Source organism: Paenibacillus chartarius, from assembly GCF_042432825.1.
In the GTDB taxonomy this organism is placed as follows: Bacteria; Bacillota; Bacilli; order Paenibacillales; family NBRC-103111; genus Gordoniibacillus; species Gordoniibacillus chartarius.
The window spans coordinates 1-14754 of record NZ_JBHLWN010000100.1 but is presented as its reverse complement, the minus strand read 5'-3'; the positions used below and the strand labels follow the sequence as shown (position 1 = coordinate 14754).

Annotated in this window: 20 protein-coding genes; 7 read left to right on the top strand and 13 right to left on the bottom strand. The window is 56.2% G+C overall.

Going from position 1 to position 14754, the window contains the following annotated elements; all coding sequences use genetic code 11:
* Positions 1–51: 51 nt before the first annotated feature.
* The 12 genes from ACFFK0_RS24770 to ACFFK0_RS24715 all read right to left on the bottom strand — a co-directional run bounded on the left by ACFFK0_RS24770 (position 52) and on the right by ACFFK0_RS24715 (position 8543).
* Positions 52–741 (bottom strand): DUF1361 domain-containing protein, encoded by a 690-nt coding sequence (locus ACFFK0_RS24770; protein WP_377473066.1) that lies wholly within the window; start codon positions 739–741, stop codon positions 52–54.
* A gap of 5 nt (positions 742–746) precedes the next feature.
* Positions 747–974 (bottom strand): hypothetical protein, encoded by a 228-nt coding sequence (locus tag ACFFK0_RS24765; protein ID WP_377473065.1) that lies wholly within the window; start codon positions 972–974, stop codon positions 747–749.
* Between the two features lie 83 nt (positions 975–1057).
* Positions 1058–1879: a phosphotransferase family protein gene (locus ACFFK0_RS24760; protein WP_377473064.1), complete on the bottom strand. Its 822-nt coding sequence runs from the start codon at positions 1877–1879 to the stop codon at positions 1058–1060.
* The gene (locus ACFFK0_RS24755) at positions 1876–2097 is read right to left on the bottom strand and encodes a hypothetical protein (protein ID WP_377473063.1); all 222 of its coding nucleotides are present in this window, start codon (positions 2095–2097) and stop codon (positions 1876–1878) included. The genes ACFFK0_RS24760 and ACFFK0_RS24755 overlap by 4 nt, the downstream gene beginning before the upstream one ends.
* Before the next feature lie 27 nt (positions 2098–2124).
* Complete coding sequence (locus ACFFK0_RS24750) at positions 2125–2940, bottom strand: hypothetical protein (RefSeq protein WP_377473062.1); 816 nt, start codon at positions 2938–2940, stop codon at positions 2125–2127.
* A 57-nt stretch (positions 2941–2997) separates the two neighbouring features.
* Positions 2998–3525, bottom strand: a complete 528-nt coding sequence (locus ACFFK0_RS24745; RefSeq protein ID WP_377473061.1) for a histidine phosphatase family protein — start codon at positions 3523–3525, stop codon at positions 2998–3000.
* A complete protein-coding gene (locus ACFFK0_RS24740; RefSeq protein WP_377473060.1) occupies positions 3522–4235 on the bottom strand; it encodes a class I SAM-dependent methyltransferase in 714 nt (237 codons plus the stop codon). Before ACFFK0_RS24740 ends, ACFFK0_RS24745 begins: the two co-directional genes overlap by 4 nt.
* Positions 4236–4250: 15 nt before the next feature.
* Positions 4251–5027, bottom strand: coding sequence for a CPBP family intramembrane glutamic endopeptidase (locus ACFFK0_RS24735; RefSeq protein WP_377473059.1), 777 nt, complete (start codon positions 5025–5027; stop codon positions 4251–4253).
* A 9-nt stretch (positions 5028–5036) separates the two neighbouring features.
* A complete protein-coding gene (locus tag ACFFK0_RS24730) occupies positions 5037–5297 on the bottom strand; it encodes a hypothetical protein (RefSeq protein ID WP_377473058.1) in 261 nt (86 codons plus the stop codon).
* On the bottom strand, positions 5294–7078 hold the full coding sequence (locus ACFFK0_RS24725) for a PAS domain S-box protein (RefSeq protein WP_377473057.1): 1785 nt from the start codon (positions 7076–7078) through the stop codon (positions 5294–5296). The genes ACFFK0_RS24730 and ACFFK0_RS24725 overlap by 4 nt, the downstream gene beginning before the upstream one ends.
* A 173-nt stretch (positions 7079–7251) precedes the next feature.
* Complete coding sequence (locus ACFFK0_RS24720) at positions 7252–7773, bottom strand: GNAT family N-acetyltransferase (protein WP_377473056.1); 522 nt, start codon at positions 7771–7773, stop codon at positions 7252–7254.
* A gap of 257 nt (positions 7774–8030) precedes the next feature.
* Positions 8031–8543 carry a DUF6886 family protein gene (locus ACFFK0_RS24715; protein ID WP_377473055.1) on the bottom strand — a complete coding sequence of 171 codons (513 nt, stop codon included), beginning with the start codon at positions 8541–8543 and terminating at the stop codon, positions 8031–8033.
* A 222-nt stretch (positions 8544–8765) separates the two neighbouring features.
* On the opposite strand from ACFFK0_RS24715, the gene ACFFK0_RS24710 reads away from it, so the two are divergent.
* The 5 genes from ACFFK0_RS24710 to ACFFK0_RS24690 all read left to right on the top strand — a co-directional run bounded on the left by ACFFK0_RS24710 (position 8766) and on the right by ACFFK0_RS24690 (position 12746).
* On the top strand, positions 8766–9362 hold the full coding sequence (locus ACFFK0_RS24710) for a thymidine kinase (protein ID WP_377473053.1): 597 nt from the start codon (positions 8766–8768) through the stop codon (positions 9360–9362).
* Positions 9363–9403: 41 nt separating this feature from the next.
* A complete protein-coding gene (locus ACFFK0_RS24705) occupies positions 9404–10516 on the top strand; it encodes an MGDG synthase family glycosyltransferase (protein WP_377473052.1) in 1113 nt (370 codons plus the stop codon).
* A gap of 42 nt (positions 10517–10558) precedes the next feature.
* Positions 10559–11161, top strand: a complete 603-nt coding sequence (locus ACFFK0_RS24700) for a hypothetical protein (protein ID WP_377473051.1) — start codon at positions 10559–10561, stop codon at positions 11159–11161.
* A 155-nt stretch (positions 11162–11316) separates the two neighbouring features.
* On the top strand, positions 11317–12303 hold the full coding sequence (locus ACFFK0_RS24695; RefSeq protein WP_377473050.1) for a M23 family metallopeptidase: 987 nt from the start codon (positions 11317–11319) through the stop codon (positions 12301–12303).
* On the top strand, positions 12300–12746 hold the full coding sequence (locus ACFFK0_RS24690; protein ID WP_377473049.1) for a bactofilin family protein: 447 nt from the start codon (positions 12300–12302) through the stop codon (positions 12744–12746). Before ACFFK0_RS24695 ends, ACFFK0_RS24690 begins: the two co-directional genes overlap by 4 nt.
* A gap of 3 nt (positions 12747–12749) precedes the next feature.
* On the opposite strand, the gene ACFFK0_RS24685 is transcribed toward ACFFK0_RS24690, so the two are convergent.
* Positions 12750–13184: a globin domain-containing protein gene (locus ACFFK0_RS24685; protein WP_377473048.1), complete on the bottom strand. Its 435-nt coding sequence runs from the start codon at positions 13182–13184 to the stop codon at positions 12750–12752.
* 93 nt (positions 13185–13277) lie between these two features.
* Here ACFFK0_RS24685 and ACFFK0_RS24680 point away from each other — a divergent pair, with 93 nt between their 5' ends.
* The gene (locus ACFFK0_RS24680) at positions 13278–13820 is read left to right on the top strand and encodes an MOSC domain-containing protein (RefSeq protein ID WP_377473047.1); all 543 of its coding nucleotides are present in this window, start codon (positions 13278–13280) and stop codon (positions 13818–13820) included.
* A gap of 343 nt (positions 13821–14163) precedes the next feature.
* Positions 14164–14745, top strand: coding sequence for a DUF2935 domain-containing protein (locus ACFFK0_RS24675; RefSeq protein WP_377473046.1), 582 nt, complete (start codon positions 14164–14166; stop codon positions 14743–14745).
* The last annotated feature ends 9 nt before the right edge of the window (positions 14746–14754 follow it).

Below are 14754 nucleotides of genomic sequence, written 5' to 3'. Positions count from 1 at the left end.
CCGGCTTCCACGGGTCGGTTCCGATCCGCAAGCAGCAGTAACAGATACAGCTTAACGACTTTCCGTTTCCCTGCCTTTGAGGTTGATCAGCACATAGAATGTCAAGTACACGGCGGCGATCAAGCCCCCGAATATCAAGCTGAACCAGGCAGCCTTCACGTTCATCGTATCCTCAATCGTCTTGAGCAGCAGCCCGCTGTCCGACAACACGTCCCAGCTGTTCAGGCGGTACACTCTCCCCAGCAAAATGCCATAGCCGCTCAGGACCGAAGTGACGGCGATGAAAGCCCACCCGGTTAACGCGCTTGCCCAGCGACGAATCATCGTGTGCATCAAATACGTTGAAACGGCCCCCACCAACAGGGCGATCCACGCATACATCGTAATCAACACAAGGTCGTTCCAATACGAAAGCGACACTTGATTGCCTTGGACATAGCTGGTCTTCCGTATGGTCAAATGCAGCATATCCGTTACGATATAAGGCGCGTTCGGGAAAAACAGCAGCCAGGCGATGCCCAGCAAGGTCAGGATCACCGGATGGGGCTTTGCCGCCCTGCGGTTCAGCTGGTCGGCGGCAATGGCGAATACGAACGGCAGCCAAGCCAGGAACAAATTCCATATCAAAAAATTGTAGTACGTCTTATGAAGCAGCTCCGACACGCCCAATTGTGCGACAACAACGATGGCGGTCAATGCTGCGGCGAGCAGGAAGGGAATACGGTAGCTAATTTCTCTCACGGTGATTATGTTCTCTCCGATCTACGGCGTCTTAGCGCCCAATAGGTTATATAGTAAACAGGCAAAGCAAGCAGCATCGGGAGGACGGAACCCGTCTCGACATGCAGTCTGTCACGCTCCAGCTCGAACTCAGTATGAAACTGGAAGTAGGTCATATGAAACATATCACCTATTCCGTACACAATGGCTGCCGTGGCTGCATAGACGAGCAATGCTATCAACGCTTTGTTCATGCCGCACATCCCTTCTAACGTTTTTACAATTTGACGCGGGCAGGGCTTGTTTGGTTGCGGCTCGTTTACGCCTCGTTTGCGCCTCATGCGCGTTTCGGCTTTCCCAGCTTTTCCCGAACGACATCCAGCAGTCTCAGCTTCTCTCCCTGCGGGATCCATTCGTTCAATCGCGCCGCTGCAACCGGCAGCACCCATGCTTCGATCTGATTTGACGATAGTCCGGACAGCTGGGAGTATCGTGTAAAGTACACCTTAGCAATCAAATGGCGCATCGCTTGGACTATACATTTTTTGACTATAGGCATCTCTTCAGGCAAAACGGCGCAGCGGAGCAGGACGAGCGTTCTGGCAGCGTCTCCGGCGGGATTGCCCCTCGTCCCCGTCATCCAATCGATCACCCAGTTCTTCTTCCCCAGCACAACATTATCGGGGTGAAAATCTCCATGGCACAGCCTATGACCGTCGGGAAGCCGCTTCAAAGCCTCGATCACGGCCGATTTCTCATCCTCGCCCAAAAGGGGCGCCGCCGCAATTTGATGCTCCAGCTCCTGCGCGAGACGTCTCCAGGCGTAGCCCTTCGCGTCGGACAGCTCGATCCGGTGCAGCCGTGCATGCAGCTCTGCCATAGTGCGGGACAGCTTCCAAACGAGCCAAGGCTTCCCCGTAAGGTGACGGAGCATGGTGCTTCCTTCGATTCGTTCATAGACGATACCGTGTCTTTGGTCGGTTAGTACCCGGTGAAACAGCCGCGGCGCATCTACGCCTAACCCGCATACTTGCTGACTGACCGCAAACTCCTGCCGAATGGCCTCCTCGGGGAAGCCGCTCCGAAACAGCTTGATGATTTTGTCCGTTTCCTCGTGCGCGTAGATTTCCGCAGTCCGCCCCTGAGCAAGCAAGCTCATCGGCCTTCCTCCTCAGTAAACAGCATGCAGTAATACCGCTCCCGGTTGTTCAGATAATCCCGCGTCAGCTCGTAATGCTCCGTTTCCTCATATGCAATCGGATGTACACTCGTATCGGTAAAATGCCATATCGCCGCACCCGGGTAAGTATGTCGAAAGGATACCTCTGCCGCATCCAACCGCGGCCGGTCAAGCGATACGCGTTTCAGGAATGGCATCGGTGTTCGCCTCCTCTCAAACAAAGATCACACGTTCAACATGGCTTGAACCTCGTTGGTCATCCCTAGCCGGGAAAGCTCATCGTAGATCATTCTCCATACTTGATCGTCGTCCTTCAAAATGCAGCAATACTGCAAATCCCTAATAAGCGCAAGCTTGGAAGTTAGGTTGGCATTCGCCATAAACTCCTGAATTTCAGCCGGATTCAGCTTCATGTGCTTCGCCACCGGCAGCTTCATGCGCTCTCCGCCGAATTCCGTCTCGCCCCCGCTGCGCAGAACGCCCAGCCCGTCCATCGTCTCCAGCACAATTCCCTCGTGTCGCTCTCGCTTCACTTCCTGAAGGTAATCGTACTCATCCGAAATAACGGTGAGCTCTATATGCGCAGCCAATCTGCTTATGTACGGCTCCAGCTTCATTTTTCTTGCCACGATCGATTCGGCTCTTTCGCGCTTATAACCTTCATAGCTTGATTTGCTGCCCGTATATCGTATCGCTTCGATAAAGAATGGATCGACACCCTGACTGCATATGCTGATAAAATCCGCGAGATTCCGCGCCGCAATATCGACAGGAGCGTCAAAATCCATCGGATTTACATAGACGATGTAAGCCTCGTCCAATGACGGTGCCAGGCCGAAGTCCGTCAAGAAGCCGAAATGTATGCCGTCTACTCCGGTCCATCCAAACGGGATCACGTCCAGCGGGGTATTAAAATAGTGGCCGCGGATTTGGGCAATGGACATGCCCAGCAGGTTCTCGTACCGATACCTCTCGTCAAACTCTTTATCGAACTCCGCGATGATAGACAATATTTTCGGCCACTTATAGGAAATGTCCATATCAATTTCGAGCTCCTCTGCGCGTCCGTGCTCCCGTTTCGGTGCGTCCGCATGTTCTCACACAACAAATTCATGCACGCTGCAAAGCGGAACTTGCCCGGGCCCGTACTCCTGCAGAGGCGCAATGATCATCCCGTGGCAGACGACCAGCACGTGGGAGCGGTCCGAATAACGGCGCAGCACGTTCATCACCCGCCCCAGCACGCTCGCCTTCGTCTCCCACAATCGGCTCTCGCCGGGAGGATGCACGCCGCCATGCTTGTGATAATCGTCGTTTAGCCGCTTGATCTCCTCGTAGGACTCGGCCTTATAGCTGTCAGGCGTCCATTCGTGCAGATCAAACTCCACGATTAAAGGCAGCCCCAGCGTCCGATTGACGACGGCGGCCGTCTGCAGGGCGCGCGTATACGGGGAAGACAAAATCAGCTCGCAGCGCTTCAGCCGGGGGTCCTCCGCCGCCCGCTCGGCCTGCGCAATTCCGTCCGCCGTCAGCGGAACGTAGTCGCGGATAGGTCCCGTCAGCCCTCTTGCATCCTTCAGCGCCCAATCCGGCTCCCCATGCCTCATCAAATAAAATGTCGTCATTTGCGCCCCCACAAGCTGGACCATAAGAACGGCTTGCCGAACAGCTCCCGGCTGTCCGTACAGTCGCGCATGTGCCGGATGTCGATCAGCTCGAAGTGCCGCGACAAGATCAGCTCCAGCCTTTCGCGGCTGTACGCCATCCCGCCCTGCATGCTTAATGCGCGGTACACCTGCGCATCCGGCCGTTCCCCCGGGCAGCCGGCATCTTCGAAGCCCGGAGCGAAGCAAACTAAGCCGAGGCGTCCTCCGCTCTTCAGCTTGCGGGCCAGCAGCTCTACGTACTGCATCCGGCGATGCGGCAGCAGATGATGCAGCAGCCCCGAATCGTACGCAAGGTCATACGCACCGTCCTCCAGCTCCACCTCGAACACGTCGCCGCATCGAAACGATACCGGCAGCCCGCTGTCCGCCGCTCTCTCCTCGGCCCAGCGGATCGCTTCCGCGGAGAGGTCGATCGCGTCAACGCTGCAGCCCTGCCCGGCCATATAGATCGCATTCCGCCCCGGACCGCAGCCCAGTTCCAGCGCTTTCCCCGGTGCGAGCCAGCCTTCTTCAAAATAGGCGACGAGATTTTCATCCGGCGCATCGATGAAGAAGGGAATGTCCTTCGTCCGATCCTGGTAAAACTTGTCCCACCAAGGAGCCGGCTTGCGAAACAACGCATCCAGCAAATCCAGCAGCTCCTCTTGGGTGGTTACTGTATCCGACATGAACTTCCTCTCCTTCTACGGAAAAATAAGCCCGTTCAGCACGAAAGCGATATTCATGACGACATGCAGCACGATCGCCGGAGCCAGTCCCTTGGAGCGGATCGTTACGCCGCCCATGAAGATGCCGCCTAGCCCGAAACAGAAGCAAACGATCCACGGAAAACCAAGCGAGTAATGGTACAGCCCGAACGCTGCGCTCGTCGCGAGCAGTCCGGCAGCCTCTCCGGCATAATCCACCATGCGCGGCAAAATCAGCCCCCGCCACAGCACCTCTTCCAGCACACTGTTGATTACGGCGAACAGAAGCCCGTACTGCACTAGCTGGAGCACCTGCGGCCCGCCGAAATCGGCCAAAAATAGGCAGCAAGCACCGATCACCATCGTCCCGATCAGCAGAAATCTCCAGATGGGATCGCGGATCCCCCGCCAGATGAACGGGGTGCAGATATCATTGCGGAAGCTGCCGATTCGAAAATAATGAGTTCGGGCCGGGAGCCATAGGGCGATCGCCAGAAGCGGAATCAAATATCCGGCCAAGCTCAATCTGGACAACACGATCATCATCTCTTCCGCTGCAGGAGCGAACGAACGCAGCCCGCCTTGGAGAAAGCCGGTCATCCCATATCCTATCGCATAAGCTTCAGCGGCCGCGCCAAGCGCAGCTCCGCTACGGCCTTGCACAGCACCGTATACGATCAACACCGCACCGAGCACCAATCCGATGTATAGAGGAGCCGTTTGAAGCACAACAACCAGCCCGATAAATCCGGCAAGCAGCGGGACCCGCACCATTACAGCCATCTATCTCCTTCGCAGTCCGACGAGCCAGCGCAGACCTAGCGTAATCGCCAAACTGACCGCAATATGCAAGGGCTGCATCCACCATGCTTCAGATACACCCACTTTATGCTCCAGCACATGTACCGACGAATACTCGTTTACGATGTCGGGCACGTAGTACCAGGTTAACAGCATCCCGCCGCCAACCTGCAAAGCCGTGAATACTGCGATTGCTACGGCAAGCCAACCCGCAAGTTTAACTACGTTACGCAAGACATTCATCGCCCTTTATTCTCCTTCCCTGCCTCAAGCGGCAAATAGATGCTAACCGTCGTCCCTTTGCCGATCTCGCTCGACACTTCCAGCCGGCCGCGGTGCGATTCGATGATTTTTTTGGACACCATCAACCCGAGTCCCGTCCCTTTCTCCTTCGTGGAGTAAAACGGCTCTCCCAGCCTTGCGATCTGCTCCTCCGTAATCCCGCTCCCCTGGTCGATGAATTGAATGCGCACTTCCTCGCCGAACGTCCCTACGCTGATCGTAACCTCCCCGCTTTCCGGCATGACTTCAACGGCATTTTTCAAGATATTCACGAACACTTGCTTTAACTGGTTGCCTTCTCCGAGCACATGCGGCGCATCCGCATAACGGGTTACGATCTGCACGTTCTGCATATTGGCTTGGGTGCCGATCAGCGTAACGACCGACTCCAAAATGGTAATCAAATCGAGCTTGACGTAAGAGGCGGATTGCGGCTTGGCGAGCACGAGCAGCTCGTTGGTGATGGACTCGATGCGCTCCATCTCTTCCCTCAGCACCGAGAAAATGTACCCCCGCGAGGAATTCTCGTTCCATGCCTCGAGCAGCTTGATGAATCCCTTCAGCGCGGTGAGCGGATTGCGGATTTCATGCGCCACCGCTGCGGCCATCTGGCCGGCGATATTCAGCTTCTCCGCCCTCCGGAGAAGCAGCTCCGTCTCCCGTTGCTCCGTGACATCCCTGAGTATGAAATACGTACCGGCTACTTCCTGATGAATGACAATCGGAACAACCGAGCATTGCGCGAGGAGCATATGGCCGTCTTTCCTGACAAAATGGAGCTCCCTGGAGTCAGCGACCAGTCCTCCGAGCGCGATTTCCATCAGCTCCGCCAGCTTATCGCAGTCTCCGGGCTCCACCAAATCGGTAAAGGCGATGCCCAGCAGCTCCTCCTTCGCAAACCCGAGCAGCCGCTCGCCGGACAAGTTGCACTCGAAGATTTGCTTGCCGACATCCACGGAGTATATGGCATCCGGGTTATTCCGGATAATCGACTCCAGTCTGAGCCGGCTCTCGAGCGCTTGGTCCTCCGCCCGCTTCCGCTCGCTAATATCTTTCGCGATCCCGTAAACGCCGACAATCATGCCGTCTACGACGATCGGGATGTTCGTGACGCGGCAAGGAATAATCGTGCCGTTCTTAGGGACGATCCGATTCTCGTAAATTTGCGGGCTGCCCCCGGCCGCTTGAAGGAAATGCGAAAAGGTAAATTCCCGGCTGCTCTCATGCATAATCGGAAGAAAAGACATGCTGAGCAGCTCCTCTTCGCTGTAACCCGTCAGCTGCTCGGTTGCCGGATTCAAGCTGAGAAAGTTGCCTTTCAGGTCCAGAGAGAACACCGCGTCGGGATTTTGCCGAAACAACGATTCGTAATGCTGCTCCTGCCGCCGGGCCGACTTCTTCTGCTGCGTAATATTGCGAAAATAAACCGCAAGCCCCGTCCCTGCAGGAATCGCGCGGAACGAATACCAGCTGTCTAGCGGAGCAGCATAATAGTCCTCGAATTCGATGACCTCCTGCTCACGAACCGCTCTGTGGAAATGGCTGTACATCGCGCGGCTCACAGCGTCAGGGAACTCCGTCCAAATCCGCTTTCCGAGCAGATCGTCCTCGCCGCAGCAAATCAGCTTCGCCGCATGTTGGTTTAAATAGACAAAATTCCAGTCTTGATCCAGCAAGTAGTAAGCGTCGCTGATTTGCTCCAGAATCTCTCGGGCATCCAAGTAATTGAAGTTAGCTTTCATTCGCCACCGTCCAAGCAAACTCTTTATAGTCAAATTCTACATAAGTGAGGTTAATCCCTTCCGGCCGGCGGGCGGAATGAGCCGCGAATAAGCCGGTGACGATGATTTAGAGCAGCAGCCATCCTCTGGTGGATGGGGGCCGGGCCGCTTCGTCTGCAGGTCGGCCTCCTCCATCATTCTTGTTCCTCCGTATCCCTGAGCGTTATCCAATATTGACAAACGCCTTCATGCAAGCCGGTCAAGCGTCCAAGGTGGCCCTCGATGATCCGGCGCGATGCCGTATTGCTTTCATCGCATGTGAGCAGCACCTCGGGAATGTTCTTTGCGGCAGCCTGCCGCAGCAGCTCGCGCAGAATGATGGCGCCGTAGCCTTGGCCTCTCGCGGTCGGCCGAATGACATAGCCGATATGGCCGCCATGCTGTCTCAGCTTTTCGTTCAAGCAGTGGCGCAGCTTACCGTAGCCGACAGGCTTTCCGTCCGTATAGAGAACGTACACCGTCTGCGGCACACGCCCTTCTGCCAGCCCTATGCCTTGTGCGGCCTGAACATTATGCTTGATTAGCGCGTGAAACCCGTCCATTGTATCCGACAGGAGGCTGTTCACGAACCCGTTCTGGCCCGCGCCCATCTCCACGATCATCTCGTATACGTCCTCGCCTTCGCTGCCTTGCAGTTCAATCAGTTCGATATTCATGGGATCCTCCCTTTACGCCTTACCATCTCTAAAGTATGGATATCGATGACCTAGCTCGTATAGGCGGGGAGGACACCGATAGCAGAAATTACATAATTTTTGGATATTGGGTAAACTATGCTTCAATGTTGTTAATCGATGGCTGCCGGGGGGCTAGGCGACTTATCGATGTTTTACATCGTTAAAACTTCGGAAGCTGCTACAGCTATGCGACTTAACGATGTTTTACATCGTTACTGTGTCCACGGCCCATCCGGCTACCGTGCGAATTCAAACCGGTGAATCCCAAAACGACGGTACGACGACCGCAGCAGCGCGTCCCGCAGCGGCTGAAGGCTCGGCGCCAAACGCAGCTCGGCCCCCTTCGCCGCAATCCGTCCCGGCAGGTTGTCCATTGCCGCAACTTCAATCGGCACAACCGGTTGGGCTGCAACATAATAACCTGCTGCCGCGTCGAATAATTCGAACCCTTCATATGGTAAACTATACCGGAAGAGCTTCACGGACAGCAGCCGTGGAAGCCAGCGGCTTTCCAATGTCATGACCACGTCGGCTTCCGTCGCGCCGAAGAACAGCGCCTTGTCGGCTGCGGCCATATCCGGCTCGCGATAACAGACGATACGGGGACAGTCGCGCGGACAGAGATAGCTGACTTCATGCTCCGCGTCGATCGCCCAAACGACGGTCGGCATATCGGTCCGGTTGCTCTTCTGCCTGGGGTGGAACACTTCGATGCCGGGGTTTTCGCTAAAATGATACAGCACCCGCACAAGCCCGAATCCCTCCTAAAATTAGTAGGTATAATAGCCGCTCCGGGCCATAATCATAGATTCGAGGGGCAACCATGTTTTCCCTGCGATTTCGCCTAATTCTTAACTTTTCCTGCATATGATTCACAAAAGTTTAAGTTACGGCAGCTGACGAATCATGCTATATTTACTATGGTTCCTCATGAACGTACACATCTTTGATCGCAGGAAGGGACGGACACGTTGGCTAAGTTATATTTTCGCTACGGGACGATGAACAGCGGCAAATCGATCGAAGTGCTGCGCGTCGCACACAATTATGAAGAACAAGGCAAGAAGGTGCTCCTGTTCACCTCCGTGGTGGACGACAGGTACGGCATCGGCAAAGTGGCTTCACGAATCGGCATGCAGAAGGAAGCGGCTGTTGTCGACGATGATATGGATATGTTCGCTATCGCGCAGAGCGAGCGCCCGAATGCCATCCTCGTGGATGAGGCGCAGTTCCTCGGCGAGAAGCAAATCAAGCAGCTGGTCGATATTGTCGACTCGCTGAACATTCCGGTCATGGCCTACGGGCTGCGGGCGGATTTCCTCGGACAGCTGTTCGAGGGGAGCTACCACTTATTGGCACTAGCTGATACAATAGAAGAAATCAAGACGGTTTGCTGGTACTGCGACAAGAAGGCGATCATGAATATGCGCTGCAAGGACGGCATTCCCGTATTCGAAGGCGAGCAGATCATGGTCGGAGGCAACGACAGTTACGTGCCGGTGTGCCGCAAATGTTATGCTGCGGAGAGAAAGAAACTTCAAGCCTCGCAGCCTCGTATACATCCGTAACGAGAGGGAATATGGTTCCCCGTGGAAGAAAGGTGAGGGTCATGCGCAAAAAAAGGATTTTGCTCTTGTCCGAAGGCTTCGGAGCCGGTCACACCCGCGCGGCACATGCGCTCGCGATGCTCCTGAAGCAGAACTCATCAGAAATTCAAACTCGCGTTATGGAACTCGGTGCCTTTCAGCATCCGATGGTTTCTTCCTGGATTTTCACGGCGTATAAGAAGACGGTTACTTCTCAGCCGAAGCTGTGGGGCATGCTGTATCGTTCGCAGCGGCAGAAGTCGCTCAATCGATTCGCCAAGCTGGCGCTGCACCGGTTGTTCTACTCGCAAACGCAGGAAATTATCGAGCGGTTTCGTCCCGATTTGATCGTATGCACGCACCCGTTTCCGGCCGTTATCGTTTCCCGCTTGAAGCGCGCCGGCCTGGAGATGCCGTTATTCACCGTGATCACCGATTACGACGGACACGGCGCTTGGATTGACGGACAGGTCGATAAATATTTCGTCTCAACGAATGAAGTGAAAGAGCAGCTGATCCAGAAGGGCGTGCCTTTGCAGCGCATCGAGGTTACGGGCATCCCGGTTCACCCCGGCTTCCTGCGCCAATACAGCAAGGATGAGATTCGCGAGCAGTATGGCCTCCGGGCGATGCCGACCGTGCTGATGATGGGCGGCGGCTGGGGCATGCTCAAGAACGACGATCTGCTCGGCAGGCTGGCCGAGTGGCGGGAGCACGTGCAGCTGATCATCGTCTGCGGCAGCAACGAGAAGGCCCGCCAGCGGCTGCTTGAAGGACCGGCGTTCCGTCATCCGAACGTGCATGTGCTCGGATTCACGCAGGAGATCGACAAGCTGATGGATGTGTCCGATCTGTTGATCACGAAGCCGGGCGGCATTACGTGTACGGAGGGCATGGCAAAGGGGCTCCCGATGCTGTTCTACAACCCGATTCCGGGGCAAGAGGAAGAAAATTGCCAGTATTTCACCGAGCAGGGAATCGGCCAGGAAATTACGTCGCTCGATACGATCGATCAGTGGATGGAAGTACTGCTCACGAACTATCCGGAGCTGGCCCGCCGCCGCCGTTCGATTCAGCACCGCTTCATGAGCAATCCGGTTGATTGCTCGCAAGCGATTATGCAGTACTTGCAATAGGACATAGCCGGAGACATCGCCTCATAGGATGATAGCATCCTGATGAAGGCGGTGTTTTTTGTTATGGAGAAGCGCATTCAGGGGTTGTGGCGCGGAGCGATTTTCGGCTATCTGCTTCTCTGGTTCCTCGGCAGCTTCTGGGCGATCGCGGCGCTGCGCAGCGGCAGTCTGAGCGGTGTCGTGCTGGGCATCCATACGGATCTGCTGCGCGACTATTTGTACTACGGGCTGGCCGGCGCAATCGGCGGCAGCTTGTACGGACTTCGTACGTTTCATCAATTTTACTATGACCTGACGATGCGTTTCGTGTATTGGTATACGATGCGTCCCCTGCTCTGCTTCGGCTGTGCGATCATGACGGTGCTGCTGTTCCAAAGCGGCATTCTGCTGCTGCAGCTCGGCGATTCGCCGCTGGCTCGCATCAGCGTGGCGTTCTTGAGCGGGTTCGGCTACGGCAAATTTATCGAGAAAATCAAGGCGCTCACCGAGACGCTGTTCAGCGGCGAGCAGACCGGCAGCGGTTCGGACGGGAGCCGGAATGGCGGCGGACCGCCGGGCGGCGGGACAGGAGGCGGTGCGGACGGCGCTGGCGGCGCTGGTGGCGGTGGTGCTGGGGGTGCCGGCGCGGGGGGCGGCGGCGGTTGAGGTACTGGCAGTCCTGGCGGAAAGGCGATGCGGCGGAGGAACCAATACCAGGCGGCGGGGTATGAGGCACGTCAACAAAATAGGCATGTTCACGCTGCTGCTCGAATACAATCGAACACTAGGAGGGACCTATCGAATCGCAGAAGGGAGCTCTTATGAAGCAACGTTGGTGGAGGAAGAAGCTGACCTTGATGCTCATCGCCGGCGCCAATCGAAGAATCGTAAGACTCAAGCTGCCGGAGATCAGTCTCTTTGCAGTGCCGACGGTGCTCGTGACGATCGCGGCCGGCGGGACGCTGGCGTTCGTGCTGCTGCACGACCGCTATGAGACGACCCAAGCCCAGATGCAAAAGCAGTTCGAAGGTACTGAGCAGCAACTGCAGCATACGATTGAGAGCAAGGATGCGGAGCTCGTTCACCTGCAAGCGAGTCTCATCGATTTAACTCAGCAGGCTGAACAGTTCAAGGCCAAAGTAGAAGAGATCAAACAGCTCAAACAGGTGCTTGCCGTAATGACCGACGGTGCGACCGCCTCCGCGGCGAACAAGCCCGAACAGCCCCAGCCGGTGGGGGGCACCGAGCTGACGCCGACGGCGGCTGATGTCGCGCAGACGATTGTGACGACCAAGATGAGCTTAACTTCAATGATTAACGATATGAACGGCCTCATGGCCAGCCTTGCCGAGTCGGAGGCCAAGCTCGCCGAAGCGCAGCACATTCGCGACATAACGCCGACCTTGTGGCCGACGCGGTCGCGGACGGTGACGTCGGGGTTCGGCATCCGCCTCGATCCTTTTTCGGAGCGTCCGGCGATGCACTCGGGGATTGATTTTGCCGGAAACACGAATGACCCGGTCTACGCTGCAGCCGAAGGCACAGTGGCCGTAGCCGGCTACGACGGGCAGAAGGGCAACTATGTGATCATCAATCACGGACGAGGCCTCGCCACCGAGTATATGCATATGACCAAGCTGTCGGTGAAATCGGGTCAGCTCGTCAAGAAAGGCCAGCAAGTCGGATTCATGGGCTCAACCGGACGCAGCACAGGCACCCACCTCCATTATGAGGTACATAAGAACGGCAGCCCCGTCGATCCTCGACCTTACCTGGTCGCCACTCGAAAGGAGAATGCGGAACCATGATAGGCTCAAAAAGACGACTGGATCACACTGCAACCGACACGATTATCGGTGAAGGTACGCTCTGTGAGGGCAAAATCGTATCCGAAGCAAGCATCCGCATCGAGGGACATCTCGAGGGCGAGGTGGAATGCGGCGGCGACGTGACTGTCGGAGAGAATGCCGACCTGAACGCGTCCATCATCGCACGCGACGTGACGATCGCCGGCAAAGTCCGCGGCAACGTAACCTGCAAAGGCAAGCTCACCGTACTGTCGAGCGGCCAGCTGATCGGCAACATCGATGTAAAATCGATCGTCATTATGGAAGGCGGGCTGTTCCAGGGCATGAGCGCCATGAAGCCGAGCAACGTGGCCGAGCTCGGCGCAGCCGGAAGCAATAAGGTCGTCGACGCCAAGGCCCATAAGCAAAATAAAGAAGCCGCCGCCGCAGCCGGCAACGGCTAATGCTTATTCAGCGGAGGTTGTTGGGCCCTCCGCCGTATTCACCATGAATTCGGCTACTTGGGTAAGCCGCATGTAAAACCAATCGCGCAGCGGTCCCTCCAGACCGATCTCATCCATCGCCTCGCGCATACAGCGCAGCCAAGCCTGCGCGCGTGCCGGCGTGATTTCGAAAGGCAAGTGCCGCATCCTGAGCCGGGGCGGGCCGTATTGCATGGAATAGTGCGCCGGTCCGCCCAAAAATTGTGTCAGAAACAGCCTCTGCTTCTCCATAACCTCCTGCATATCCGTTTGAAACAGCGGGATCAGCTCCGGCGTCCGGTACACTCTCTCATAAAATGCTTTGACGAGCCGGTCTACCGTCTCCTCTCCTCCCAACTGTTCATACAGCGTTTGCTCTTGTTCCTGCCGTTCGTTGTGCTCGTTGCCGGTTTCGGCCATCTCAAGGCAGCTCCTTCCTTCTCCTGCATGTCTAGGCTATACTATACATATTATCGCACCTGCATGTCGAATCCAATGAAGGACTGAACGTTGATGCGCAAATTTGAAGCTGTTGTCGAAGCGGTACTCCGCACGGAGCATGTACAATCGTTCGTCACCTCGAAAGTGGACGGGCTGGAGGTCGATCTCGGCGGCATCCCCGGCGACCGTCATTACGGTTTGCTGCGCCCGGCCGATGTTCGGCAAAAATTTTACAAGCGCGGCACGATGATTGCCAACCGGCGGCAGCTCAGCCTGCTGTCCGTCGAGGAATGCGCACAGGTCGCAGCTGCGCTGGGGATCGCGGAAATACGACCGGAATGGCTTGGAGCCAACGTGCTGCTGCGCGGCTATCCGGAGCTGACACAGCTGCCGCCGGGAGCCCGGCTGCTGTTCGAAAGCGGCGCGGGCATTATTAACGAAGGCGAGAACGAGCCTTGCACCGGCCCCGGCCGTGTGATTGCTGAAGCCGTCGGCGATCCGTCGCTTACGCAGCGCTTCGTTAAGGCCGCTTGGCGGAAGCGCGGAATCGTCGCTTCGATCGAGCTGCCGGGACAGCTGCGCGCCGGCGATAAGGTGACGGTGATGGTCCCTTAGCCGGCGGTCTTTTACCGGCCGAAACAACGCGTGCACTTGCTGCGATATCCGCTACACCGCCTACACCGCCTGGGCTGCCTTCGCTTCGATCGTCCTTCAGGCACAACGACGTCATAATAATGGCGGCTCTTTCACCGGGCGCTTGTGGACACACACGATATCATCCCCTATATTTTAGCCTCATGTATCACGTTTTTCGTCTCCAATCGTTCGTCCTTCGACATTTCCCGGGAAATTCCACAGCTTGTCCTTCTCTTCGACATAACAAGCGGCATTCGTTGTCATGAGACGCCTTGTCAGCCGAATACACTGTAACAAGGGGAATAGACAGGAGCTGATGGAGTTGAGGATTACGGTGCTTACGCCTTGGGAGGAGCATTTGTTTTGGATCGGGATCTTGGAGGACCACGCTCAATTCGTTCTTGACCACTTAGGAGGGGAAGAGACCACGCGTGCACAGCAGGCGGAGCAGTTCCGTACTGCGTTCAAAGCCCTTAGAAGAAGGCTGTTCAGCTTGGACCGGACGCTTCCCGTCAACGATCCGGGGCTGGTACAGTTCGCTCAAGAGGCACGGTCGGTAGCGTACGCTTACTACCTGTTTGAAGGCGAGCTGCAAAAGAACCGCATTGAGAATACGGTCACGATTCAGCTTACGCCGGCCTACTTCAACGGAACGTTGGGGGAGAACGAGGAATATTTGCGGATTTTGCATAGTTACGGTCAAGGGCGCGATTATCAGAAGCTGTCGCTGTACCGGCTGCTCGACATGTGGCTGGAAGACCAGCTCGGTCATGCCGTGCTGCTATCCGACCACCTCGATCCGACAGAGCTGGGCTACATCGATCGTTCACGCCGGTTCATAGAGGCTTTCCAAGCACTAGCGTTGCAAGAAACCTCACAGAACAGACGAAACCTTAATTATTGAAAAATTTTA